This is a genomic window from Pantoea sp. F_5 (genome assembly GCF_008631595.1).
GTDB classification, from domain to species: Bacteria; Pseudomonadota; Gammaproteobacteria; order Enterobacterales; family Enterobacteriaceae; genus Pantoea; species Pantoea gossypiicola.
In genome coordinates, this window is the sequence record NZ_VWUO01000019.1 from 43,008 (window position 1) to 65,340 (window position 22,333).

Sequence of the window (22,333 nt, forward strand, 5' to 3'; positions counted from 1 at the left end):
GAATGGAATTTGATTACATTATTATTGGAGCCGGATCCGCAGGTAACGTTCTGGCGACCCGTCTTACCGAAGAAAGCAACGTGAGCGTCCTGCTGCTGGAAGCGGGCGGCCCGGATTACCGTTTTGATTTCCGCACCCAGATGCCTGCGGCCCTTGCCTTCCCGCTGCAGGGCAAACGTTATAACTGGGCATATGAAACCGAGCCAGAGCCTTACATGAACAACCGTCGCATGGAGTGTGGTCGCGGCAAAGGCCTGGGCGGTTCATCACTGATTAACGGCATGTGCTACATCCGCGGCAACGCGATGGATCTGGACAACTGGGCCAGCGAACCTGGCCTGGAGAACTGGAGCTATCTGGACTGCCTGCCCTACTACCGTAAAGCGGAAACCCGCGACATCGGCCCGAACGATTTCCACGGCGGCGATGGCCCGGTGTGTGTCGCAACGCCGAAAGCGGGCAACAACGTGCTGTTTGAAGCGATGATTGAGGCAGGTGTACAGGCGGGTTATCCGCGCACCGACGACCTGAATGGCTACCAGCAGGAAGGTTTCGGTCCGATGGATCGTACCGTGACGCCAAACGGACGCCGTTCCAGCACCGCGCGTGGCTATCTCGACATGGCCAAAGGCCGCCCCAACCTGAAGATCATTACGCATGCCACCACCGATCGCATCATCTTCGACGGCAAGCGCGCGGTTGGCGTGGAGTATCTGCAGGGCGACAGCAATACGATTAACAAAGTGACCGCTCGCCGTGAAGTGCTGCTGTGCGCGGGCGCTATCGCCTCGCCGCAGATCCTGCAGCGTTCTGGCGTCGGTTCGCCTGAGCTGCTGAAGCAATTCGACATCCCGCTGGTTCACGATCTGCCGGGCGTGGGTGAAAACCTGCAGGACCATCTGGAGATGTATCTCCAGTATGAGTGTAAAGAGCCGGTTTCTATCTATCCGGCCCTTAAGTGGTGGAACCAACCGAAAATCGGTGCAGAGTGGATGTTTAACGGCACCGGTATCGGCGCCAGCAACCAGTTTGAGGCAGGCGGCTTTATCCGCAGCCGTGAAGAATTTACCTGGCCGAACATTCAGTATCACTTCCTGCCGGTCGCGATTAACTACAACGGGTCTAACGCCGTTGATGCCCACGGCTTCCAGTGTCACGTCGGCTCAATGCGTTCGCCAAGCCGCGGTCATGTGCGCCTGAAGTCACGCGATCCGCGTCGTCATCCGGCTATTCTGTTCAACTACATGTCGCATGAGCAGGACTGGCATGAGTTCCGCGATGCAATCCGCATTACGCGCCAGATCATCAACCAGCCAGCGCTGGATAAATATCGTGGCCGTGAAATCAGTCCGGGTCTGGATTGTCAGACCGATGAGCAGCTGGACGAGTTCGTGCGTAACCACGGCGAAACCGCCTATCATCCGTGCGGCACCTGTAAGATGGGTAATGACCCGATGGCCGTCGTGGATGGCGAAGGACGTGTGCATGGATTGCAGGGATTACGCGTGGTGGATGCGTCAATTATGCCGCTGATCATCACCGGTAATCTGAACGCCACCACCATCATGATTGGTGAGAAGATTGCCGATAAGATCCGAGGCCGCGAGCCGCTGCCACGCAGCACCGCCTCTTACTATGTCGCGGGTGACGCGCCGGTTCGCACGGTGCCGCAGCGCGCAGAGTAATTTGTGACGGTGTCACGTAATAATGGCCGGGCACACTGTTGCCCGGCTTTTTTTATGCAGGGTTTTAACGATTCCCCTTTTCCATACATCCTTTTACATAGACTTCCTTTCTCAAACCATCAAACCTTAACCTGCGTCAAATAAAGCAGTATCTGCTGTTGATTTCATGATGTGCAGAATGCTATAAATCCGGCGTGTATTTAACCGGAGGCATTATCCCGTCCACTGATGAGAAGCAACAATGTGGATGCGTTGTAAATTTTATGAGCAGAATGTTCATGTCACATCTTACCCCCACCTTCCTTTCTGGCTGGAACGTCGCCGATCAGCACTGGCGTAACGCCCTGTAGTCCCCTCACCACTTCGACACTGTTCTGAGTCTGCCTTGTCTGTGGCAGGTCGTCATTTATCGTTGCTGGAGAGCACCCATGCGCGCCTGGGTTTTACTATCACTCGCTATTGTTACTGAAATTATTGGTACCCTTTTCATGAAGTGGTCCAGCCTCAATGGCAGCCATTCAGGCTATCTGATGATGCTGGGCATGATCGCCTGTTCCTATATTCTGCTGAGTTTCGCCATCAAACGTATCGCCCTGGGTGTGGCTTATGCCCTGTGGGAAGGGATTGGTATCATGCTGATTACGTTATTCAGCGTACAGTTGTTTGGCGAAGCGCTGTCAGCGCTGAAAATCTGCGGTCTGGTCACGCTAATCGTCGGGATTGTGCTGATCAAGACAGGCACCCAATCATCAGCGGAGGTTAATCATGGTCATCGCTGATTTTGTTCATGCCGCCTGGCTGGCACTGGCTATCGTGCTGGAGATTGCCGCCAACATATTCCTTAAATATTCTGATGGGTTTAAGAAACCGCTGCACGGCGTGCTGTCGCTCTGCTGTGTCCTGCTCGCATTCAGCGCACTGGCCCAGGCAGTCAAAGGTATTGATCTGTCGATTGCCTATGCGGTCTGGGGCGGTTTTGGGATTATCGCTACTGTCGCGGCGGGATGGGTGCTGTTTGGCCAGCGACTGAACCGCAAAGGCTGGGCCGGTCTGACTCTTCTGCTGGCTGGCATGATCCTGTTAAAGCTGGCCTGATGGCTCATCTCAATCAGTAATTCCGGTCAAGGGTGTACGCGTGTACGCCCTTACCTTTGCGTGCTTTCCCGCCCTTTTGCAGTTGATTTTTTCCTTATCTCCGTGCTCGGAATCCTCTTACTTTTGTAAAGGCCCGTTTACATATCTTTTGCCTTAAGGCTTAGTGAGCGCCAAAAGCCGGATAAAAACGAGGAAAAGTTATGTCTGCAACACGAGGTTGGTCAACGGAGCTGGAAGGATTACGCGGCATTGCCTCTCTCTGGGTACTGGTTGGCCATATCAGCTTACTGGTTCATTGCCATATCACGCTGATTTCATCACCGGGCATCGGGGTCGACCTGTTTATTCTGTTATCGGGTTATCTGATGGCGAAAAACTACGTCGAGCGCCAGCAGAAAGAGCCATGGCAGAGCGCGGAGACGATTAAGAAGTTCTGGGTCCGCCGCTTCTTCCGTATCGCTCCGCTCTACTATCTGCTGTTAATCATTGCCCTGATTTATGGCCCGTGGTTTGGTGAGATGCGTGACACCATTGCGCATTTCTATTCCGGCACCGCCACGGAGTCGTCGCGTTACAACGACCAGTCGCTGGCTAACATCCTGACTCACGTCAGCTTCCTGTTCGGCATGTTGCCCGAGTATGGGTTTAACACCGTGCTGCCAGACTGGAGTATCGGGCTGGAGATGCAGTTCTATCTGTTGTTCCCGTTCATCATGCTGGTCACGCTGCGCTTTGGTTATGCCGCCTCGCTGATTGGCATCATGGCGCTCTGCTGCGCCGGTCGGTATGTGCTGGCCGATTATTATGAGGCGTTTGAGATGCCTTCGATGATCCTGATTAAGCTGAACATGTTCCTGGCAGGAATGCTGCTGGCCGAAGCGATTCGCCGTAAATCCCTGCTCTATGTCGGCTATGCGCTGCTCGGCCCGGTCGTCACCGTGGCGATTGGCATGGATGCGATCAAACTGCAGGTGATAATGGAGGCGCTGATGATCGTTGGTATGGCGGCGATTCTGTGGCAATACCCGCAGAGCAGCATGATGGCTCAGCTGATTGCCCTGCCGCGTAAGCTACTGAACAACCGACTCAGCACATGGCTGGGCGACGTCTCGTTTTCGGTCTACCTGCTGCACCTGCTGATTGTGATCCCGTTGATCGCCCAGCTGCTCACTCATACTGACTTTGAGTTTAAGAGCGACGCGATACGCTTCCTGATCGTCTGCATCTCTGCTATTCCACTCACCTATGCGCTGGCCTCTTTACTCTACAAGTATGTTGAGAAGCCCGGCATTCAGATGGGTAAACGCATGCTGAAGCCGAAATTGGCCGATCAGACCAGCTAAGTTTCAGACCACTCATTTCTTAAAAGCCCCTCTCGGGGCTTTTTTATTGCCTCTGACGCCGTTAATCAGCCCTCCACAGGCATTGATTACGCGCTCTCGTCAGCACGCCTGCTGAGGTGAACTACACTTTCCCGGTTAGCAATCTGATGCAAAGGAGAGAACATGAGCATTCAGCATCTGCTGCTATCCAGTGACGGTGGCGCGGTGATCATTGAAGCAGAACAACTTGAAAGTGAGCTGGTAATCCCGCCCCATCTGCAAACACCGAACGGCGGTGAAGCTGACAGCGATACGGGCCATCGGGTGGCGGTCACGAAGCACTACTGTAAGGGACGTTACTACGCGGTTGCCTTGGATCGCCACGCAGCCAGCAATGAAATCGATGACGTAATTGACCTGCTGCATCCTGCCCCGCTTGATTAGCCTTTGTCGGCCACGCTGCGTTTAAAGGCAGGTTCCGCTGAGGATCCTGCGAAAGAACGGCTTGTTAAGGCATTATCGCCACGCGGCTTTACTATTTTCAGAAGAGGAAAAGCATCATGGAAAAGAAGAAGTGGTTTGTTTCCTACGTGATTAAGCCAAAGGGTGAAAATCATGTTACGACGCACGCTTTTATAGAAGGCGATGATGTTGAAGAGGCGCTTGAAACCTTTATGTTCGAAACCAAAAAAAGCCTGTCGCTGGAAACTGAAGAGCTGACGCTGCTGTCAGTAAGTCTGGTGTAACCTCTGATTAACCTCGCGATAGCGGGGTTTATCCCTTCGAGAGGGAAAGGTTATCTATTTATATTATTTATAATTTCCCTGGTGCCGCACTTAGTTACTTAGTGGGATAAGGCCAGGCGTGATCCATGCCCGTTGATGACATCAGACCGGTCACAGCCAGATACGCCAGTATCAGGACAAACAGTACAATTGCAGCAATTTCAATGGATTTAAGTAAGTGATGCTTCGCCATAAATAACACTCCTTCGGTTGTGTGTAATCATGCCTTCCTCTCATAAACTATAATGTTACCGGTAAAGTGCAAGTGAAAATCACACAATGAAACATAAAGCAGAGCTTATTAATGTTTGTGGCGAACAGGTGTTAAGGCATTCACATGGCAGAAACAGGCTGTGCAGACATAAAAAAGCCCGCAATGCGCGGGCCTTAGTGACGCTCAATTGGGTTTTAACTGGCAGACTGACCGGTAAAATCGATCACCATCCTGCCGCGGATTTTGCCGTGAATCATCTCATCGAAGATGGCATTAACCTCACCAATCTTCCTTTTGGTCACTTTCGGCACCACCTTGCCTTCTGCCGCAAACTGGAAAGCTTCCGCCAGATCGTTGCGCGTTCCGACCAGCGATCCCACCACCTGGATGCCATCAAGTACCAGTCGCGGGATATTCAGGCTCATTGCTTCCGGCGGCAGTCCGACTGCTACGACCCGACCTCCGGCTCTGACCGCATCCACCGCCGAGTTAAAGGCCGCTTTGGCGACGGCTGTGACCACAGCAGCATGTGCCCCACCGGTTTTCTCCTGAATAAAGCGTGCCGCATCTTCGCTGGCAGAGTTGACGACCAGATCGGCTCCCATCTCTTTCGCCAGCGCCAGCTGTCCGTCACTGACATCAATTGCAATCACTTTGGCGTTGAAGACGTTTTTCGCATACTGAAGCGCGAGATTTCCCAGTCCGCCAAGACCATAAATTGCCAGCCACTGCCCCGGTTTGACCTCTGATACTTTTACCGCTTTGTAGGTGGTGACACCGGCGCAGGTGACGCTACTGGCGGCAAAGGGATCAAGCCCGTCGGGAACTTTGACCGAGTAATCTGCAACGACGATGCACTCTTCAGCCATGCCGCCATCGGCGGTAAAACCGGCATTGATGACGTCCCTGCAGAGCGTTTCGTTACCGGAGTTACAGTATTCACAGTGTCCACAGCCCTTGAAGAACCAGGCGACGCTGGCACGATCGCCCGGCTTGAGCGAGGTGACATCCGGCGCGACCTCCTCGACAATACCAATCCCTTCGTGGCCCAGCGTGACGCCGGTCTTATCACCAAAATCACCGTTCTTCACATGTAAATCGGTATGGCATACACCACAGCATTCCATCCTGAGCCGCGCTTCGCCGGTTTTGAGAGGACGCAGCGTCTTCTCAACCACTTCAACCTGGTGTTCACTATTAGCAATTGCCGCTTTCATAAACGTTCCTCCTTTTGACTGGAGATTAAGAATAAGCCAAACGGAGATGATGACAAGATGACAGGTAAGGTTTAGGTGCTTGCTGCGAGAGTTGTTGTGACTTTTGCGAGTGGGGTCGGTTTTTTAGGGATCGTGTTTAACGGCAACGCTTCGTCAGGCTTACGTTCTCTGTCGGGTAGAGATGAAGCGCGCTTACTGAACAATTTGGTCAGGTGAACATTGCCTGTTAAAAGGGGCGATTAAGCCCCTGTCGCTTCAGATGATTTCGTACTGATTGCTCAAACGCCTCTTAAGAGTGCCAGCGGTGGATGCCACTGTCAGCGGGTGGCGGCCCCATATGCTGTGCGGCACTATCCGGCGCTGGCGGTGGTCCCATATGCTGAGAAGCATTGTTTGCTGACGCAGCAGGTCCGGCATGCTGACTCCAGCTGGTGTCGTTATGCCGGTTTTCATGATGACGATGCCAGTCAGAAGATGGGCCATGATGATGACCGCCCTCAGCCATCACACAGCCTGACATTGCGGCACTTGCCAGCGCTACAATTACACATGGGATAACTTTTTTTAAGAACATAACAGATCCTGTTTGAATATGACCGGGGCAGGTTACGACTGAGTTTTTATACGGTGGGTAAACATGGTGAGGGGTCTGGGGAGGATGTTGGGAGAGGTTGATTGAGGTCAATTTTGGGGTGGAGTTGGCGTGTAGGAAGGCTATTTTCTACGGTTGTGCTGGCAGTAGTAAGGCGATTGAGAATTGAGAATTGAGAATTGAGAATTGAGAATTTAAGACTGATAGTGAATCTCATGAACGGATAGGCTTTGTTAGCTTCAATCAGAGGTATCCCGTTGATATAATCGCTAAATGGCAGCCAAAAACTCTTTTTAAGCACATTATTTATAATTGGTTTTATCAGGATAAATTAAGTATTCTTTTCGAAACACCAATTCAACTAACATCTTGAATAAAATTTCACATATACATAAGAAACAGCGATTATCCATACCAAGCAAGGAAGCGCCACATGCTCAGGAATAAACTGTGTAATAAAATATAAGCCTGTCACCATGACTGCTAAAAAACACAATCAGAAAAAGATTTTATCAGCCACAGTATGACTTCCTTCATTTTAGCCATTCCCCATAAAATGCAACTTCGACACTCCATCAGTATTATCCACAGCATCTTCCTGACAGGGTGTCATAGCCATTCTGACATCAATGTTTTGCAAGGATAAAGAATATCTAAAAGAACATCCTTTCAGAATGTAAAATACGCGTAAAATGTCCAGGCGGTTAGTCTTACAGGAACTCCATGTTTTAAATGGCCAAAAAGCCGGTCTGAATAAGCCACCACCCGGCAGTTTTATACAAAATGATAAACAACCAGGGCTTAATTCTGCCATTGGATCATTTCATCTAGTCGCTTCAAAATGTCTGGGAAATAGCTTTCATCAAGGCCAAAACCACCTTTAACCTGTACGCTGTCGGCATGTGGTTCCGGGCGAATATCAAACTCCACTATAACACCATCTTTACCCGTCGCTTTTCTGATAACCATATTGAGTTGGCCGCGTTCGCTGCGAAAATTAAAAGGTTTTAATTCACGCTGCGAGATGATTGCCTGGTAATGTTCGAAAAACTCATCCTTTAAAATCTTTAGTTCGCCGATGGTAAATTCAGTTTGAAACTGCATTTTGAGGCCGCTAACAGAGAACTCAATCCAGGACTGGATCCAGTCCCATAGATGCCCAACCGGGTCGGCCTCATCGTCTGAGATTCTTTCAAAAGGAGAAATCACAAATGTGAAATCTTCATTGCGTAAATCAAACATACAAGTTTTCCAGTCAGTTAGTCCATGTATTTAAAATGCGATATCGTCCAGTCTGACTCACGCACGACGACTTCGAGTGTGTATTCTTTATATTCATATTCTATTGTTTGCTTATTAAAGCGTAGTTTAAACATTCTGGTCTCATATCTGAACATACCTTCACCTTTGCGGGGATCTGCCATCCGCCTGCCATAGCGAATCGCTCTTTCCTGAATTTGCAGAGGGACATAGCGCCCCGGTTCATGCATGTGTTTTGCAGCAGCCTCAGTCATTTTAAGGTTGCGTGCATGCAGCCCGACTTTAAGTCTGCTGCGCAGAAAGGATATAGTGGACTGACTGAGCTTCGCATAAATAGCGGCACGTGCCCCTGATTCAAACAGCACCCGCCCTGTACGCAGGATACGAAAAATACCCAAGCCAAACAGGGCAATATCCGTGGGATCAATCAGAGGTGTTTCAAGTGGCGCTTCTTCCAGCCTGACAAAACGCCCCTCAACATCATAAATCTGCCACAACCCCGGAGCCTGTGCGACCGAATAACCGATACACATACCGCTGGTTTCATCTGTTACGGGCCTGGCATTTCGGGGCAAATGGCCGGGGCGAATCTCAAAAAAAACGCCGTGAGGCAGTCTTGACTCAAATGTGTAGTAACGTCCGGGTTCCTGTTTTGCTGCTGTGCCTGAAATCATTCTCGATCCCTCGTTTATGATAATAGCTGCTTTATTGTGCCACAGGATGATAAAACAATCATTCTCCGATAGCTCCCCATCCGTCTGACAGCTAAGTACAAAGTCATGCATTCCTCTGCACGAGTAGTGTCCCTGAACAGACCTTCACTTAATGGGCACCGAATGATTGATTATCGTAACTGTGTCCCCGTCATCAAAATAAATAACGGCATGCTTGTCATGAAGATTTTAACCAACGTAATGACCCGGATACATAGATGGGAGGTATTTGCCGAAGTGCGCGGAATGAGCGGTCAGAAATACGTAATGGAATGGAATGGAATGGAATGGAATGGAATGGAATGGAATGGAATGGAATGGATATTATGATTTCAGGATAGTTAGTAACAATCACCGTAAAAATTTATAAATCGTAAAAACAAAAAAAGACCGAATACGATTCCTGTTGTCGCCACCCTCAAGAAATCCACTTTAAAATCAGAAAATTAAGTCATCTAAAGCTCGATTTTTAATCAAAAAAGCGTGCTAATTCACCTCATTTAAATCAAATACATATCATTTTTTTCGTATAAGTTCGTGGAAATTTCGTTGCTATTAGTGACTTGCCGCAAAGGTTCAGCGGTGCGTTTTGAGTCAGAATGCAACTCTACGTAGCCTAATGACTAAACCAGACTAGCAGATAGATCTATACTCAGTTTAAGATCGGCATAACCGCCTCAAGATATAAGGATTGTAATGAAAATTCTCACCCTGATTGCCTCCACTACATTACTGGCGGCCTGCACAACTCACAACGATAAGCCCCAACAGATTGGCATGGCCAACCCTGCCTCAGTGTATTGTGAAAAAATCGGCGGCAAACTGGACATTGTGAAGGGTCCGGATGGTGAGACAGGCTACTGTACCCTGCCGAGCGGGGAACGTATCGAAGAGTGGGCGCTGTACAGAAGAGATAATAAGTAACTGAAGTGAACCGAGCGGTTTACTTGATATAAATCAACCAGCCGCTACGCTTAATCTGTGGCTGTCTATCCTTAGCAGCTACAAACCCAGCGATGTTTATTTGGCAGGCATCCTCTGCTATGTACCCCGCCTCTTTCGTGAGTGGCGGGCTTTTTTATTTATGGCAGGTTGAAAGGTTGTTGAAGCGTCCGCCGCTATGCTCCCTTCGCTGCGGTGAATCCCCCTGTGCGGCGGGGCTTAAGCTGAAAGTGCAGAATACTAAGCGGGTCGGTCTGGCTTTGCCGATCTACCGGGAGGCACCCGGCACCGCAGCATCCGGCCCCTTGGCTCAGCGGTCAGAGCGTGCGACTCATAATCGCCCGGTCGCTGGTTCAAATCCAGCAGGGGCCACCATGCCGATTTAGCTCAGATGGCAGAGCAGCTGATTCGTAATCAGCAGGTCACCAGTTCAATTCCGGTAATCGGCACCATTTCGCGGCCATCGTATAATGGCATTACCTCAGCCTTCCAAGCTGATGATGTGGGTTCGATTCCCGCTGGCCGCTCCAAATGTCAAACACAACAAATATTGATAAGAATCAATATATTCAGCATCCCAACCCATTCCGTTTAACTAATATTGCTTTTAATCATCGCATAATCCCTCTTGTGAGAGCGACCTCACGATACAACTATATAAACTCTATGCTAATTGCATCGGTATTCGGTGACGCCCTGCGATTGGGCGTTTTTTTGAGTTTGTATGCTGTCTCGTGATGTTGTGTAGCGCTTTGAGGCAATTCCTGTTTATCCTCGTGCTGACCATGCCTCAGTGGTTGCCAACGTTTTGAAGCGCTTCGTTGGTAGCCTTCTTTTCTTTCTCCCTTCGAACCACATAAAGGACTATCTGTGATGAAGATATTCGTCATTAATCTGGCGCGATCCCCCGAGCGTAGGGCTTCTATGGAACAACAACTATCTCGCCTTAATCTTCAATACGAAATAGTTGAAGCTGTTGACGGATCTCAGCTCTCATATACAGACATCATGAAAGAAACCAGACCTCTGAACTACGCACTTAGCTGTGGTGAAGTGGGCTGTGCGCCCGCGTTTATAACTGCTATTGGCAGATCAGAAATAATTAACTATCAATGAATTAACAACGGATTAATATAGGTGGATTGATGTTCAGTAGATTTGATAAATATATCCTTGTCCTAATATTTTTTTCAGCGCTTTACTTTTTCGGACAGCCGAATGAGCCAGAAGATAGTAGACCTAAAGATGAAAAAGAATTCATTAGCATTGTAAAGGAATCAATTAATAGTAATGACGAGGCCAATGATTTACAGAGAGAGGACGTAAGAAATTTACGAGACGAAAAAATATGCAAATCCCTTCCTAAAAACCACCACATTCAGAACTGGCAAGGCACTGTTGAAAACATTGGATCAACTTTGAAAGACAATGCAACTCTCGAAGTAAAACTACCATACAATATAAGCATAGAAACATATAACAATGCGCTTTCGGATATAAATGAAAAAACTACAATACCCAAAAATAGCCAACTGTACAAACAAATATATGACTTACACAAAGGTGATGTAGTTACATTTTCTGGTGAATTCATTCCTTATAAAAACACTTGTGCAAGTGAATTAAGTTTAACTTTATACGGTGGTTTATCTGAACCATCTTTTTTATTCAGGTTTGATAGTATTTCAAAGACCTCGAATGAAAAATAAGGATATTTTAACCGCAAGCTATGGCATTCTTGGGCTGGTGATTAGGGCGGCACAAGCACCTTGATTTTAAAATCAAAATTTTATAAAGTTGTCTCCGGTGCTCAACACACCTTCTCAGAGCGGTTACCGCGCCCGGCAGACTTGCGGTTTTTTTGTGTCCAGATTTCATTGAACAATGGTCGGGTGGCGCGTAGCACATATAACACCTCTCAGGATGGGAGGGAAAACTACGGGCCGTCTCTGAGCGGTGTTGAAGCACCCGACCACCATTCAACGAAACTCAGAGGATACAAACCATGTTAGAATCTATTTCAACCAAAATTCCCCAAATTAGCATCCGTGAAGGTCACCTAGTTACAACTTCGTTAGATGTAGCTGACTTTTTTAACAAGCAGCATAAAGATATCCTCCGCAAGATTGACTTACTTGATTCCTCACCAGAATTCAACCGGCGCAATTTTGCGCCCGTCAAGTATACCGACGCAAAGGGTGAGCAACGGCCAGCCTACGAAATCACGAAAAACGGCTTCGTCTTCCTGGTCATGGGATTTGCCGGCAAAAAAGCGGCGGCGTTCAAAGAGGCTTACATAGCCGAGTTTGATCGCATGGAAGCCGAACTCCACCGCTCCGAATCCCGCGACATCATCCAGGGTGATGGCCACTCTCTTCTGATCCACTTCGACGAACATCACCAGATCAGCTTTACTGAAAAAGTCCCTGCCAATGCAGTTGTGGCTACAATGGAAAAAGTGCACTGGTGGGCGGCACAGAACGGGTATATGTGCGTATCCCAGGAAGAACTTAAAAATATGACGCTGGCACAGCTGCTGGCGCTGAAGTAAACGCCCATGTTTAACCATCCCGGCTATAATAATTAAGTTCTACCTCGTCCTTGCTCTCTGAGCGATGCTATAGCCGCCGCACGCATGCCGACACCAGCAATTGTGCGGCGGCTTTTTTATGGCTCTTCCGGCCAGACAATCGCGTTATACCCTGCCTCATCGCTGACGCTGCTGAGATCCACCGCCTTAAGCGCTTTGATATAGGCCATCCACTTGACCAGGCTGGCTTTGTCTTCGTCACTGATGGTGTCCAGCTGAAGTTCTGTGCGCCAGTCGGCGGTGGCGGCGTTAGCTGCGGTGAGAAGGTTCTGACGCTGTGCTTCCGCTCTCGCCTGCCACTCTTCGGCGGTATAGGTACGCGGCACAATATTTTTGCCGTCAAACATCCAGTTGCCGGTAATATCGATTCCTTCAGGCACATCTGCTGCGGCGACTTCTGCGACAGAATTATCTACCGGCCACAACGTTGACACATCATAATTCATTGAAACAATGATGCCCGAACTGTCGAAAACAACTTTCAGTGTTTCATCGTCAAACAATTTCTGCGACTCATACCAGTCACGACCGGCATCGTCCTTCAGAAACAGCACGGAATTACCGGCAATCATTTCGGCGTTATACACGTGCAGATTTTTCATTAAGACCATTACGCTAATCCTATTGTCATCCAGTTGCCATTAACGAGAATTTGCTGGGCAGCATATAAAAGGCTCATGTTCGCCACGTCTGAACTTCCGTTATTTCTGGCACCTATCACTACGCAGCCAGCTGGCACCTGTAGCCCAGCCCCACCGCCAACTTTCCCAGACCACGTGGCGGATGCCTGACGCGAACTGTTTACAAAGTTCTGACTCACCCAGGTCTGTACTGCCCCTACCTGCGCTGAAATCTGACCCGCTATCCAGTTATTGAGAAATCCACCCCATACAGAGCCATAGATATTGCCGTCTGTAGCTAAACGGCTGGCTCCACCTCCACTGTAAACATTGCCGCCCGCACTGAAATCATGCCCGGTTGATAGTTTACCTGTTGCAAAATCAGCAATGAGTGGGCGCAGATCGTTAAAGCCACCATGAGGATCGCCATCATTAGTGAACATCAGATACATGTTGCTACTGTCAAACCGCCAGAACGCGCCCCGGTTGCCTGCAACTAAACGATAGTTATTATCAACCGCAGACCACACCTCTCCCTCTACCTCTCCACCCGATAATGGATAGGCACCTGTCTGTGCTGCTGTAGGCGGATTCTTCTCGTAAAACAGAGCGCCCATTTGAGTAGAGTCAACCTGAGCAATCAGTTTTGTGCCACTCCAGCCCAAATAGACCTTATTATCTTTCATGCCGGTGCCACCGCCCTGCTGTACGGCGCTTACGTCTTCAGGTTTAAGCGTTACAGCCCCTTTATCATTGGGCAGGATCTTATTTACGCTGCGCACCAGCCCTTTATCCAGGGAATAGACCTTCACCGGGTTTATCACGCTGAAGAATGTTTTACTCTTATCCAGCAGGCACGCGATCGGAATATCAGCGATGATATCGCCTGCCTCGAGTTCAGCTTTATTGCCCTTATAAAGCGGGAACGTTCCGAGCACCTTACCGCCGATCACCAGCTGCAGCGTCGCCGCGCCGGTGTTGGTCAGTGTCGGCACGACGATAATCGGCGTTCTGAAGGTCCAGTCTGTGGCGTTATTCAGAAAAAACGTTCCCGGCAGCTGGATGGCCAGCACGTTCTCTGACCCACCAGCAACAGCTGCAGTGTACTGGCCGGTCTGCAGCTGTTCCGCCTGTACGAACCCATTTTCAGAACCCCGCGTGGCGAAGTTGGCCACGACGTCGTTTAGTGACCAGCCTCGAGCTGTCGTCCCCTCCCGTCCGCGTACAACCGTCAGCACGTCGCCCTTTACTGCCGTCAGGTGACAGATCTCCCGGGCAGTCTGCCCGGAGTTGGTCAGCGTGATAATCGCGTACATATTCTGAGGGTTTGAGGGGTTCTCAAAATCGGCGGTCAGCAGCGCGGCGAACATCGCACCCTGATCAGGCATCACGGTGATAGTCGTTTGTATCGACGTCACATTTTCGGCCAGGGCCGAAACAACGTTATTTCCAAAACCCGTAATCATTGCTCCACTGCCTCTGCTTCAAAGTTATAAATAAACGGCAAATTCACCAGCTTCGTGTTGATTGCCTTAACCAGAAATTCACCCACGCCATCGCCGTATTCCGGAATTTTCAGCGTGAATTTGCCCGCACTGCTGGTTACGCTCACGTCAAAGGTGTTCTGCAGCTGCGGGTCGGTCCCGGCGGGTCCGTGAATAAAACGGGCAATGCGGCGCTTGAGCCATTCCGCCGAAAACTGAAAGCCATCCCCCTTATAAAAATTCCAGGTCAGGATCCGCTTAAAATATTCGTCAGGCAGGTGCTGGAACGTGCCAGGGTGAAAATTCTTCATCCGGGCATAGGCCACTTCGTCATATTCAGCGGTGTCATAGGGGCCTTCGGCAACCGTCGCCGTCGATGTCTGTAACAACGGTCTTTCCGCGCCATAGATGCCCTTAGCGACCCAGTCGAGAAGATTTCCGGTGACCAGTGATGATGTCCAGCAGGGAAGATAAAGATTGTTAAAGGCGGTCAGATACTGCTGGGCCAGGGTGTTATAGGTATTAAAAAACGCGACAACGTTCGGATCATCCCGGTACTGCACAAAGGGATAAGCGGGAATAATTTTATCAACTGGCTTCATACTGTTTTACCGTTATCTGGCTTGAGTCAGTCGCGAAATAACCGTACTCATCCCCTGAAATCAGGCCGGTATGGTCATCCGGTTTAACGATTTTATCGTTTACCTTCACCTCAACATCGATATAAGAAACTAAGTCCTCACTGACAATGCCGGCCACGGCAGTCAGGAACAGCTTCTGGATGCGATAAATGCTGACCGGGTCGCCGATAGCAATGCCATTGATGTAGTCCACCATCACCGGGATCACGGCGGCGCTGATCGTCTCGTCCGAGAAATCAACCAGGGTGGCATTCCAGGTAATGATGATGCCCAGAGCCTGCGATATCGGATTAACGAACGGAATGGTGTAACTGTCCGGATAGCTGGTGATCGTTGATGTAATCACCGTGGGTTCATTACCAGAAGGATCGTTAACATCGCCCGTCAGTACGGATATATCAGGAACGGCCTGGTAAATAGCGAAAGCCACCTCATAAGGATCCCCGCCACCCACAATGACCGCCCACTGCGTGGTGTTAACCTGCCGGTAAGACACCCGCGAGGAAATGACGCCATCGACCTTAGCCAGCAGCGACTTGAGCAGGTCTGGCACGCCCTGCACCGTTACCATGCCCGATTGCATAACCCGCGCCCGGTAAACGGCTTCACTCTGTGCCTCCAGCCCCGGCGTGCCGGCATCAACATTGGTGCATGTCAGTTTTTGTGTGGCGGGCACCGAGGTGATCACCTGGGTTACCGACCCGGCAGGCACGGCCCATGAGCCGCTGCTTATTGCCAGGCAGTATACGCCCCCGGTCTGACCGGACGCGGGGATGATTGCATTTGCCTGTACTGCATACTGGTAGTTGCCGTCTGACACCACCAGCCCCTTTGGTACGACAAACCCCGGCAAACCGGAAAAATGCACGTAGACAGAGGTATTAGAGCCGGTGCCTTTGTTGACGCCATAAATATTGCCCAGCTGGTTCAGCAGCGGCACGTTAGCGCCATAGGGCGTAACGGCGTTGATGGCATCGACCATGGCCTGATCGATAAGCGCCAGCGCGCCGGTCGCGGTGCTGGCAAGATCCGTAATGAGTGAGGCCGGCAGGCTGGCCGTATATCCCGGAACCTCAGCAGCAACTTTAGAAATAAGACCGGAAAGCAGGGTTTCGGGTGGCGTGGGCTGTGCGCCCGCCTCGGTAACAGTAACTGGCAGATCAGACATTTTTACTCCATAAAAAAACACCCCGCAGGGTGTCTGATTTGAACGTCTTACCTGGGATGATTCACACGGCGATATCGCCTCGCCAGGAAACCCCGTTGTTGAAAATCACGCCGATGTTATAGGTCGGCCGATCGGCTCCGGCGACCTTTGTGATGGTGAGAGAAGCAAAATAGCCGGCGAACTGCTGCTGAACCATGTTCACGTAGTAGTCCGGATATATCTGGCTGACAATGCACTGCTGAGCAGGAATGCCGTACTGTGCATAAAACGGCGACTCGCCCAGCCCGAGCTTCAGAGTCTGGATAAGCGTCGTCAGCCATCCGTAGGAAAAATCACCGCTGGCGTCCGACTCCACCGCCACCCACTTTTTACCGCCCTTTCCATCGGGGACGCGGCCCCACGTTCTCATTTCGGTACTCCTGAAGTGATGGTACTGTCGCCATGCTGCAAGTTCTGGACGTCATGCTCATGCGTGGCACCCACGTTGACGCCATTGTGTTTCAGGCCGTCCGCTGAAAGCTCGAGCGTCTGGCCGGCAACGGTGAGCGTTATCCTGTCGCTGTCGACCGCCACCGATGCCTTACCGTCAGTCGTCTTTATCAGCGCGCCGGCGGGACCATAAAGCGTTATTTTATCCGGGTCGGCTGCTGACCAGTCGCTGTTGCCCAGCGGCACGAAAAACAGCGCGGTCAGGGATGCCGGCAGCGACATGTCGGCCATGCCGGTCCCCAACCCGGACACGCTGCGCAGCGAAACGTCGGCAGGCACTGTGACACCCTTATCGCCCACGCTGATGGGATAGCGAATGTATTCAAACCCCGCCACCGGTACCGTGATTTCCTGCAGCTGAAGGGTGCCGGGCAGCACGTCAAACTGCACCGTCACGACAGCGCCAGACACTTTCACAACATGGCACGGCAGTGCGCGCCCCTGCAGCAACCTGTGGTCTTCAAGTCGCGTGGTGGCCATATTCGACAGTGACGCCAGAAAAGGAAATTTTTGTGCGTTGCTCACGATGTTTTACCCCCGGATGTGGCAAGTGTCTCAACGGCTTCAAATATCGTTACCCATGCCTCCCCCGACGCATTGCGGAATTCACCCACATGGCGCATCGAGGTAATAAGAAAGTTGCCTGAGAAATTCAGTTTCCCGCGTTGGGAGCCATAGGCTTCAGACGTATTAACCGACAGTAATGAGGAGTTGCCGTTTACCAGACCGTCAGGCAGCGAGATTTCATCCCCGACCATCAAATCCCCGCGCAGCGGCGTCTTGAACGACACCCGGTTGATACCAATCCAGGTTGGCTGGCCAATAAGCTCATCTGCCTCAATCATCCTGGCACCGGAGGCAGTCAGGTTATCAAAGAGTCTTATCACCCCTTTCTGCATAATGAGACTGACGCCGGTATAGCTGGCTTCATTCAGCAGGCCCAGTGACGCGCTTTTAACGGTGGTGGCCAGCTGTGACGGACGGTTATAAACACCTTTCCAGTCTTCAGGCAGTACCAGCTTGTCGCTGATCCGGATGTCCAGCTGCGTATCCGGATAGGCACCGTTCAGCGCCCGCCTGACCACGTCAGACAGCTTTTCTCCCCTTTTACCATCGACCGTGATGTTAAGCGTTTTGCCGTTTTTGTCGGTCAGCAGCCCCGGATTGACGATCAGATTCAGCGACTGGTTAACGCCCTGCCAGTTTGCATACGGGTTAAAGACTTCGCCCTGTAGCAGGACCCCCTGCTGCTCCGGTCGCTCCAGCGGCAGGCCACCTGAAAAGCCGCCGTAAAGGGTGACGTTCGCCCCGAACAGATTGACGCTCTGAGACAGTGCCGCCATGGGCAGCCCATAGATGGCCAGCATCGTGCCGCCGGTGACGACGTCCGGAGAGGTGATATAAATGTCGAAAATTATATTCAGTGCTCCCGCCGGGCTGTCTGTACTGATCAGCGGCCCGATAGCGTTGCCGGCGGCGTCCGCGATGGGCTTTCCCTGGCTGTCTGTTATGTCCAGCTCGTAATAGCGCATTCAGGTTGCCTCAAACTGCTGTGTGCTGTCCCGGAAGACCAGCTTTCCGGACGTAAGCGACAGCGCCAGATTAATGTCGTAGTTATCCGGAGAAGCCACCAGCGGAACATAGGCGACCACGGCATTCTGGCTGTCTTTCAGCTGCAGGTAATAGCGGCGGGCGTAATGGTTCCATGGCACCGATCCGAAAACCTGACTGCCGCCCACGCTGGCCCTGAACGTGAACGGCTGATCAGAAACCGGTTTGAAAGCTATAAAGGTTGTCAAAATCCAAACTCCTGCTGCAGCTGCTGCATAGCACCGGACCAGGACAGGCCGTCCGTTTTCGCCCCGCTGCTGAATTTACTCATCAGATTGCCCAGGGCGGCGTCCAGCTGGGAAACCGTCAGAAGTGGCTGCTCAAACTCAAAGGACCAGGAATACTGCGCCTGTTTGTTCTGCGCAGAAAAGCCAGCGTTATCGACCATGGCTCTGAGCAGACAGCCGGTATAGATGAAAGACGGCGTGAGAACGGTATAGCTGCCGCCGCTCTGATTATGCTTATCCAGCGCCAGCTTCAGCGCCATAAAGGTCATGGTTTTGTTCGCATAGCCGGAGGTAGTGGATGCAGGCCGGATCATCTGCATAATAATTTTGTTAGGCTTCTGAACCACCGCGTTAGCCGCCGTCGCCTGATTATAAAAAGGGTACTGCCCGATATCCTGCTGGATCAGCGTGGTGCCGGGCATGGGCATGAATCGCGTTGAATTGTCAGACAGCTCGCCGTGCAGCGCACCGTCAAGGATACTCAGCCCTTCGGTGAAAACGGCGATCGGCAGCGTGCCGCCGGGGATATCGGCGGCGATACCGTTGACGAGCAGGATCGGGGACACCTCAAAGGCCAGCCGCCAGGCCTGCCCGAAGAAGTTGAGAGACATTCTCCCTCCGTATTAATGCGGGATATACTGTGACTGCGCCGATGCGTTGATGTCTGCGCCGGGGTTGTGATTGATATCGAGCTGAACCGTAACGCGCTGATCGCGATTGCCATTAAGCTGCTGCTCTGCTGCTCTCAGCCGCCCCATCAGGCCGGTATGCTGCTCTTCGCCACCGCGTATCTGCGGCAGCAGCTTTTCCAGATAGCGGATGGTTTCCAGCTTCACGCTCAGATTGCCATCTTTGTTTACGGCAGCGTTACCGCCGTTGTACTGCGCCAGCGTCTCAGCAATATCACCATGATAGCGTCGCAGGTTGTCCTGAAAGTAACGTGATGCCGCCTGGGTAGACTTCTCCGGATTGAAGCGATCGGCATCCGATAATCCATAACGTGAGGCCGTGTCTTTCGTGAACTGGAACAGACCGCCCGCGCCGGCGGCACTGACTGCCCGGATATCCCAGCCAGATTCCGCCCCTGCAACCGCTGACAGCATGCCGCCGGGTAATCCGCTCTGATAATTGGCATCAGCAACATGGCTTTTAAGGACGTTCAGTGCATGCCGATCGTTAGGGTTAGCCATGCGGGGCGTGCCCGCAGCGGCACGCTCAGCATCTGATTTATTTTTTTGTGCGTTTGCGACCGCACGATTGCGCATCGGTGTCAGCGCTGAATTATCAAAAATTACCCCGGCAGTGTGCCCCACAGCCTTTGCCATGTCCCAGGGCGTTGCATAGGTGCCCATCATGAGACCTGCGATCGCCTGACTGTTTGTTTCGGGTCCCGCTGGCTGATTCGCCTTTTTCGATTCTTCATCCTTGCCCGTCAGTCGGTCGAACCAGTGAATGGCATCCCTGACGGCGCTGGCGATATCTTTTATATCTTTTTCAAAGTCAGACAGGTCTTTCTGAAAATCCGGCCCTGACAGCCAGGAACCCAGCTTCTGCAGCCCGTCAGCAACCGTGTCAAAAACGGCTTTACCATTACCGCCCTTCAGGAACGTCTCAATATCAGCGGTCAGCTCGTCCGTCAGAGCGCCAATCGGTTTATTCAGCTTCGCCACGGCGCTGAGAAAGGAGTTCAGAACGCGATCGGCGTCATTCGACAGGTTACCGCTCAGATCCTGAAAACTCTTCTGCGTACCCGCGCCCATATCCTTATCGAGCTGCTGAGACTGCACGCCAAACATCGCATTCAGCCGGCCCATGTCGTCAGAGTTGGCCGAAATCTGATTGGCCGTGTTCACATCGATCATGCCACCCAGACCCATGCTCTGGAGTACGGCCTGTGAAACGCCGGTGTTTTTATACCCCTTCAGTAATGACGCAGCCCGTGACAGCAGTGCAGGCAGGTTGGCACCGGCCCCATCGGCAGGGTTGATGCCGAGAGAAAGTAAAGCTGCATAGGCCGGATCGGAGGGGTTATTCTGCGCGTTTGTCAGCCCCTGAATGATGCTGCCGGTGCCGGAAAAGCGGGTGCCGTAGACGTTCTGGGCCGCCTGCATCTGCCCGGTGGTCATGTTGTTGCCCTGGGCTGTGCGGTATTGTGTGGCCACGTGGCGGGCCATGACATCATAACCGAACATGCCCCCGGTACTCAGCAACCCCAGACGGACAGACCAGCGAAGGGTCGACGAATACAGCCCCTTCAGCAGGGTCTGAGTGGTGCTCAGCGTTTTGTTAATCAGCCCAAAGGTTTTCAGTGTTCCCCGGGCTGATTTATCCAGACCACGAAACAGCTTTTTAATTTCACCAGGCATGGTGGAGGATCCCCCCCCGGCCGGCACTACCGGCAATTTCTTATCCGGCACGGCGGACGGCGACACAACGGGTTTACCACCCGGGCCGATCTGCAGTGCAGCCTGGAATTTCTGAACCACCTCCTCCATCCGCTTAAGGCGGGATTCATCAATATTAATGTCCAGAACCGGACGTGTATTCTCACTCACTGAAAATCCCCCGCGGCTTACACTTCATCAGCTCGCGAAGCTGCGCGGCCGTGCGCAGCTCCAGACCGCTCTGCCTGAACAGCTCACTGAAACCTATACCGGTAGCGTATCCGAGCAGGTCGCTGACGACGTGCTCTCCGTCCCGCCAGTATTCCCGCCTGGCTTCAATATCGGCAATGATGCTGTCCAGTCCGTAACATTCAGCGATGTAATCTGACTGTTCCAGAGTCCAGCCACGCTCGCCATCACGCCCATCGCCTGAGCCGGCTTGTTTATTGCTGAGACACATGTAAAAAAAACCAGCTCACCGATCACGTCGTCCGGATCCACAATGCCTTTATCCAGCGCCACCTCAAGCGGCTGGTTATCCCAGCCTTTTCCCTCAACCGGATACACCAGATTCGAGAGCCGGATAATTTCATTCACCAGCGTATTGCGTACACCGGTTTCGCCTTCCCAGATCTCCATATCGCTGGCGATCCGCTCGAGCAGCAGATAGGCGATACGCGGGCCGGCCACGACACCCAGACCTTCACTGAATATCGCAGCGAAAACTTTGCTCAGGATGAAAAAATGCTGCCGGTAGACCTCCTTAGAAATGGGGGTGCTGTGCACCCAGCACGTCCCCTTTTCCGTCTCCACTTCAGCCACCAGATTCATGTTGCGCGCTATTTTCATTACAGATCCCACATATCAGAGTTGGTGTAATAAATGCCGGTCAGGGTGATCAGCAGCCCCGGATCGCCCCCAGCGAAGGTCATATCTCCGCAGTTGGAAATCGACGCATTCGATAGGTCAAAATCACCGAATGTGCTGCTGTCGGTATAAAGCCGGCAGTCGCCCAGTACCCCGTCTTTCTCATAGCGCGCTTTAAACTGTGCGGCCAGCGCCTGACTGCGCACCAGATGAATTTTTGCCTGTGCCATCATGTAGGGCTGCGGTGACTGAACAATGCCGGTCATGGTGGGCAGTGGCTCGACGATGTTGCCCTGAAAAGCAATCTCGATACCTTCCTTCGCCAGATAGGAGGCCGACACATTAAGCTCCGGCACATCACTGAATTTGATGCTGGCACGAACGCGATTGAGCACGCCCTGTTTGATTTTTGGATTAGTAGCCACGG

Annotated in this window: 28 protein-coding genes and 3 tRNA genes; 14 read left to right on the plus strand and 17 right to left on the minus strand. The window is 51.6% G+C overall.

Annotated features, from left to right (window positions below; genetic code table 11):
* Positions 1-2: 2 nt before the first annotated feature.
* The 6 genes from betA to F3I44_RS19985 all read left to right on the plus strand — a co-directional run bounded on the left by betA (position 3) and on the right by F3I44_RS19985 (position 4,848).
* A complete protein-coding gene (gene betA / locus F3I44_RS19960) occupies positions 3-1,685 on the plus strand; it encodes a choline dehydrogenase (protein ID WP_150015022.1) in 1,683 nt (560 codons plus the stop codon).
* 428 nt (positions 1,686-2,113) lie between these two features.
* Positions 2,114-2,464 (plus strand): multidrug/spermidine efflux SMR transporter subunit MdtJ, encoded by a 351-nt coding sequence (gene mdtJ / locus F3I44_RS19965; protein ID WP_150015024.1) that lies wholly within the window; start codon positions 2,114-2,116, stop codon positions 2,462-2,464.
* The gene (gene mdtI, locus F3I44_RS19970; RefSeq protein WP_150015026.1) at positions 2,451-2,780 is read left to right on the plus strand and encodes a multidrug/spermidine efflux SMR transporter subunit MdtI; all 330 of its coding nucleotides are present in this window, start codon (positions 2,451-2,453) and stop codon (positions 2,778-2,780) included. Before mdtJ ends, mdtI begins: the two co-directional genes overlap by 14 nt.
* A 200-nt stretch (positions 2,781-2,980) precedes the next feature.
* Positions 2,981-4,123, plus strand: coding sequence for an acyltransferase (locus tag F3I44_RS19975; protein ID WP_150015028.1), 1,143 nt, complete (start codon positions 2,981-2,983; stop codon positions 4,121-4,123).
* 162 nt (positions 4,124-4,285) lie between these two features.
* The gene (locus F3I44_RS19980; RefSeq protein ID WP_150015030.1) at positions 4,286-4,546 is read left to right on the plus strand and encodes a hypothetical protein; all 261 of its coding nucleotides are present in this window, start codon (positions 4,286-4,288) and stop codon (positions 4,544-4,546) included.
* A gap of 116 nt (positions 4,547-4,662) precedes the next feature.
* Complete coding sequence (locus F3I44_RS19985; RefSeq protein ID WP_150015032.1) at positions 4,663-4,848, plus strand: hypothetical protein; 186 nt, start codon at positions 4,663-4,665, stop codon at positions 4,846-4,848.
* A 94-nt stretch (positions 4,849-4,942) separates the two neighbouring features.
* Here the strand turns inward: F3I44_RS19985 and F3I44_RS23795 are convergent, their stop codons facing one another.
* The 5 genes from F3I44_RS23795 to F3I44_RS20005 form a co-directional block, all read right to left on the minus strand.
* Positions 4,943-5,080, minus strand: a complete 138-nt coding sequence (locus F3I44_RS23795; protein WP_167493426.1) for a hypothetical protein — start codon at positions 5,078-5,080, stop codon at positions 4,943-4,945.
* 215 nt (positions 5,081-5,295) lie between these two features.
* Positions 5,296-6,318 (minus strand): alcohol dehydrogenase AdhP, encoded by a 1,023-nt coding sequence (gene adhP / locus F3I44_RS19990; RefSeq protein ID WP_150015034.1) that lies wholly within the window; start codon positions 6,316-6,318, stop codon positions 5,296-5,298.
* Positions 6,319-6,607: 289 nt separating this feature from the next.
* Positions 6,608-6,892 (minus strand): hypothetical protein, encoded by a 285-nt coding sequence (locus F3I44_RS19995; RefSeq protein ID WP_150015036.1) that lies wholly within the window; start codon positions 6,890-6,892, stop codon positions 6,608-6,610.
* An 819-nt stretch (positions 6,893-7,711) separates the two neighbouring features.
* A complete protein-coding gene (locus F3I44_RS20000; RefSeq protein ID WP_150015038.1) occupies positions 7,712-8,152 on the minus strand; it encodes a hypothetical protein in 441 nt (146 codons plus the stop codon).
* A gap of 17 nt (positions 8,153-8,169) precedes the next feature.
* Positions 8,170-8,844: a hypothetical protein gene (locus F3I44_RS20005; RefSeq protein ID WP_223811716.1), complete on the minus strand. Its 675-nt coding sequence runs from the start codon at positions 8,842-8,844 to the stop codon at positions 8,170-8,172.
* A 162-nt stretch (positions 8,845-9,006) separates the two neighbouring features.
* Here F3I44_RS20005 and F3I44_RS20010 point away from each other — a divergent pair, with 162 nt between their 5' ends.
* The 8 genes from F3I44_RS20010 to F3I44_RS20045 all read left to right on the plus strand — a co-directional run bounded on the left by F3I44_RS20010 (position 9,007) and on the right by F3I44_RS20045 (position 12,376).
* A complete protein-coding gene (locus F3I44_RS20010; RefSeq protein ID WP_150019574.1) occupies positions 9,007-9,213 on the plus strand; it encodes a hypothetical protein in 207 nt (68 codons plus the stop codon).
* Positions 9,214-9,579: 366 nt separating this feature from the next.
* Positions 9,580-9,807, plus strand: coding sequence for a DUF333 domain-containing protein (locus F3I44_RS20015; protein WP_150019575.1), 228 nt, complete (start codon positions 9,580-9,582; stop codon positions 9,805-9,807).
* A 317-nt stretch (positions 9,808-10,124) separates the two neighbouring features.
* Positions 10,125-10,200 (plus strand) — tRNA-Ile (locus tag F3I44_RS20020).
* A 1-nt stretch (position 10,201) separates the two neighbouring features.
* A tRNA-Thr gene (locus tag F3I44_RS20025) sits at positions 10,202-10,277 on the plus strand.
* Positions 10,278-10,281: 4 nt separating this feature from the next.
* Positions 10,282-10,355 (plus strand) — tRNA-Gly (locus F3I44_RS20030).
* 343 nt (positions 10,356-10,698) lie between these two features.
* The gene (locus F3I44_RS24350; RefSeq protein ID WP_150015042.1) at positions 10,699-10,941 is read left to right on the plus strand and encodes a glycosyltransferase family 25 protein; all 243 of its coding nucleotides are present in this window, start codon (positions 10,699-10,701) and stop codon (positions 10,939-10,941) included.
* A 29-nt stretch (positions 10,942-10,970) separates the two neighbouring features.
* Complete coding sequence (locus tag F3I44_RS20040) at positions 10,971-11,534, plus strand: hypothetical protein (protein ID WP_150015044.1); 564 nt, start codon at positions 10,971-10,973, stop codon at positions 11,532-11,534.
* A gap of 296 nt (positions 11,535-11,830) precedes the next feature.
* Complete coding sequence (locus F3I44_RS20045) at positions 11,831-12,376, plus strand: Rha family transcriptional regulator (protein WP_150015046.1); 546 nt, start codon at positions 11,831-11,833, stop codon at positions 12,374-12,376.
* Positions 12,377-12,492: 116 nt separating this feature from the next.
* Here F3I44_RS20045 and F3I44_RS20050 read toward each other — a convergent pair whose 3' ends face one another.
* The 12 genes from F3I44_RS20050 to F3I44_RS20105 all read right to left on the minus strand — a co-directional run bounded on the left by F3I44_RS20050 (position 12,493) and on the right by F3I44_RS20105 (position 22,331).
* A complete protein-coding gene (locus F3I44_RS20050; RefSeq protein ID WP_223813140.1) occupies positions 12,493-13,026 on the minus strand; it encodes a tail fiber assembly protein in 534 nt (177 codons plus the stop codon).
* Positions 13,026-14,501, minus strand: coding sequence for a phage tail protein (locus F3I44_RS20055; protein ID WP_150019577.1), 1,476 nt, complete (start codon positions 14,499-14,501; stop codon positions 13,026-13,028). Before F3I44_RS20055 ends, F3I44_RS20050 begins: the two co-directional genes overlap by 1 nt.
* Positions 14,498-15,121, minus strand: coding sequence for a hypothetical protein (locus F3I44_RS20060; RefSeq protein ID WP_150019578.1), 624 nt, complete (start codon positions 15,119-15,121; stop codon positions 14,498-14,500). The genes F3I44_RS20055 and F3I44_RS20060 overlap by 4 nt, the downstream gene beginning before the upstream one ends.
* Entirely contained in the window at positions 15,108-16,328 is a 1,221-nt protein-coding gene (locus F3I44_RS20065; RefSeq protein WP_150015058.1) for a baseplate J/gp47 family protein, read from the minus strand. Before F3I44_RS20065 ends, F3I44_RS20060 begins: the two co-directional genes overlap by 14 nt.
* Positions 16,329-16,389: 61 nt before the next feature.
* Positions 16,390-16,737: a hypothetical protein gene (locus F3I44_RS20070; protein WP_150015060.1), complete on the minus strand. Its 348-nt coding sequence runs from the start codon at positions 16,735-16,737 to the stop codon at positions 16,390-16,392.
* The gene (locus tag F3I44_RS20075; protein ID WP_150015062.1) at positions 16,734-17,342 is read right to left on the minus strand and encodes a phage baseplate protein; all 609 of its coding nucleotides are present in this window, start codon (positions 17,340-17,342) and stop codon (positions 16,734-16,736) included. Before F3I44_RS20075 ends, F3I44_RS20070 begins: the two co-directional genes overlap by 4 nt.
* Positions 17,339-18,349 carry a hypothetical protein gene (locus F3I44_RS20080; RefSeq protein ID WP_150015064.1) on the minus strand — a complete coding sequence of 337 codons (1,011 nt, stop codon included), beginning with the start codon at positions 18,347-18,349 and terminating at the stop codon, positions 17,339-17,341. Before F3I44_RS20080 ends, F3I44_RS20075 begins: the two co-directional genes overlap by 4 nt.
* Positions 18,350-18,616, minus strand: coding sequence for a hypothetical protein (locus tag F3I44_RS20085; RefSeq protein ID WP_150015066.1), 267 nt, complete (start codon positions 18,614-18,616; stop codon positions 18,350-18,352).
* Positions 18,613-19,266 carry a hypothetical protein gene (locus tag F3I44_RS20090; protein ID WP_150015068.1) on the minus strand — a complete coding sequence of 218 codons (654 nt, stop codon included), beginning with the start codon at positions 19,264-19,266 and terminating at the stop codon, positions 18,613-18,615. Before F3I44_RS20090 ends, F3I44_RS20085 begins: the two co-directional genes overlap by 4 nt.
* A gap of 12 nt (positions 19,267-19,278) precedes the next feature.
* Entirely contained in the window at positions 19,279-21,210 is a 1,932-nt protein-coding gene (locus F3I44_RS20095; RefSeq protein ID WP_150015070.1) for a lytic transglycosylase domain-containing protein, read from the minus strand.
* A gap of 93 nt (positions 21,211-21,303) precedes the next feature.
* Positions 21,304-21,888: a hypothetical protein gene (locus F3I44_RS20100; RefSeq protein WP_150015072.1), complete on the minus strand. Its 585-nt coding sequence runs from the start codon at positions 21,886-21,888 to the stop codon at positions 21,304-21,306.
* Positions 21,888-22,331, minus strand: a complete 444-nt coding sequence (locus F3I44_RS20105) for a hypothetical protein (RefSeq protein ID WP_150015074.1) — start codon at positions 22,329-22,331, stop codon at positions 21,888-21,890. The genes F3I44_RS20100 and F3I44_RS20105 overlap by 1 nt, the downstream gene beginning before the upstream one ends.
* Positions 22,332-22,333 lie beyond the last annotated feature (2 nt).

What these genes read in the sequence shown, in the direction of transcription:
- adhP (WP_150015034.1), bottom strand. Translation starts at nt 6,318, where the DNA reads ATGAAAGCGGCAATTGCTAATAGTGAACACCAGGTTGAAGTGGTTGAG.
- F3I44_RS20005 (WP_223811716.1), bottom strand. Translation starts at nt 8,844, where the DNA reads ATGATTTCAGGCACAGCAGCAAAACAGGAACCCGGACGTTACTACACA.
- F3I44_RS20100 (WP_150015072.1), bottom strand. Translation starts at nt 21,888, where the DNA reads ATGAAAATAGCGCGCAACATGAATCTGGTGGCTGAAGTGGAGACGGAA.
- mdtJ (WP_150015024.1), top strand. Translation starts at nt 2,114, where the DNA reads ATGCGCGCCTGGGTTTTACTATCACTCGCTATTGTTACTGAAATTATT.
- F3I44_RS23795 (WP_167493426.1), bottom strand. Translation starts at nt 5,080, where the DNA reads ATGGCGAAGCATCACTTACTTAAATCCATTGAAATTGCTGCAATTGTA.
- F3I44_RS20050 (WP_223813140.1), bottom strand. Translation starts at nt 13,026, where the DNA reads ATGGTCTTAATGAAAAATCTGCACGTGTATAACGCCGAAATGATTGCC.
- F3I44_RS20045 (WP_150015046.1), top strand. Translation starts at nt 11,831, where the DNA reads ATGTTAGAATCTATTTCAACCAAAATTCCCCAAATTAGCATCCGTGAA.
- mdtI (WP_150015026.1), top strand. Translation starts at nt 2,451, where the DNA reads ATGGTCATCGCTGATTTTGTTCATGCCGCCTGGCTGGCACTGGCTATC.
- betA (WP_150015022.1), top strand. Translation starts at nt 3, where the DNA reads ATGGAATTTGATTACATTATTATTGGAGCCGGATCCGCAGGTAACGTT.
- F3I44_RS19975 (WP_150015028.1), top strand. Translation starts at nt 2,981, where the DNA reads ATGTCTGCAACACGAGGTTGGTCAACGGAGCTGGAAGGATTACGCGGC.
- F3I44_RS20015 (WP_150019575.1), top strand. Translation starts at nt 9,580, where the DNA reads ATGAAAATTCTCACCCTGATTGCCTCCACTACATTACTGGCGGCCTGC.
- F3I44_RS20080 (WP_150015064.1), bottom strand. Translation starts at nt 18,349, where the DNA reads ATGCGCTATTACGAGCTGGACATAACAGACAGCCAGGGAAAGCCCATC.
- F3I44_RS19985 (WP_150015032.1), top strand. Translation starts at nt 4,663, where the DNA reads ATGGAAAAGAAGAAGTGGTTTGTTTCCTACGTGATTAAGCCAAAGGGT.
- F3I44_RS20090 (WP_150015068.1), bottom strand. Translation starts at nt 19,266, where the DNA reads ATGTCTCTCAACTTCTTCGGGCAGGCCTGGCGGCTGGCCTTTGAGGTG.
- F3I44_RS24350 (WP_150015042.1), top strand. Translation starts at nt 10,699, where the DNA reads ATGAAGATATTCGTCATTAATCTGGCGCGATCCCCCGAGCGTAGGGCT.
- F3I44_RS20065 (WP_150015058.1), bottom strand. Translation starts at nt 16,328, where the DNA reads ATGTCTGATCTGCCAGTTACTGTTACCGAGGCGGGCGCACAGCCCACG.
- F3I44_RS19980 (WP_150015030.1), top strand. Translation starts at nt 4,286, where the DNA reads ATGAGCATTCAGCATCTGCTGCTATCCAGTGACGGTGGCGCGGTGATC.
- F3I44_RS20060 (WP_150019578.1), bottom strand. Translation starts at nt 15,121, where the DNA reads ATGAAGCCAGTTGATAAAATTATTCCCGCTTATCCCTTTGTGCAGTAC.
- F3I44_RS20055 (WP_150019577.1), bottom strand. Translation starts at nt 14,501, where the DNA reads ATGATTACGGGTTTTGGAAATAACGTTGTTTCGGCCCTGGCCGAAAAT.
- F3I44_RS20070 (WP_150015060.1), bottom strand. Translation starts at nt 16,737, where the DNA reads ATGAGAACGTGGGGCCGCGTCCCCGATGGAAAGGGCGGTAAAAAGTGG.
- F3I44_RS20010 (WP_150019574.1), top strand. Translation starts at nt 9,007, where the DNA reads ATGATTGATTATCGTAACTGTGTCCCCGTCATCAAAATAAATAACGGC.
- F3I44_RS20040 (WP_150015044.1), top strand. Translation starts at nt 10,971, where the DNA reads ATGTTCAGTAGATTTGATAAATATATCCTTGTCCTAATATTTTTTTCA.
- F3I44_RS19995 (WP_150015036.1), bottom strand. Translation starts at nt 6,892, where the DNA reads ATGTTCTTAAAAAAAGTTATCCCATGTGTAATTGTAGCGCTGGCAAGT.
- F3I44_RS20000 (WP_150015038.1), bottom strand. Translation starts at nt 8,152, where the DNA reads ATGTTTGATTTACGCAATGAAGATTTCACATTTGTGATTTCTCCTTTT.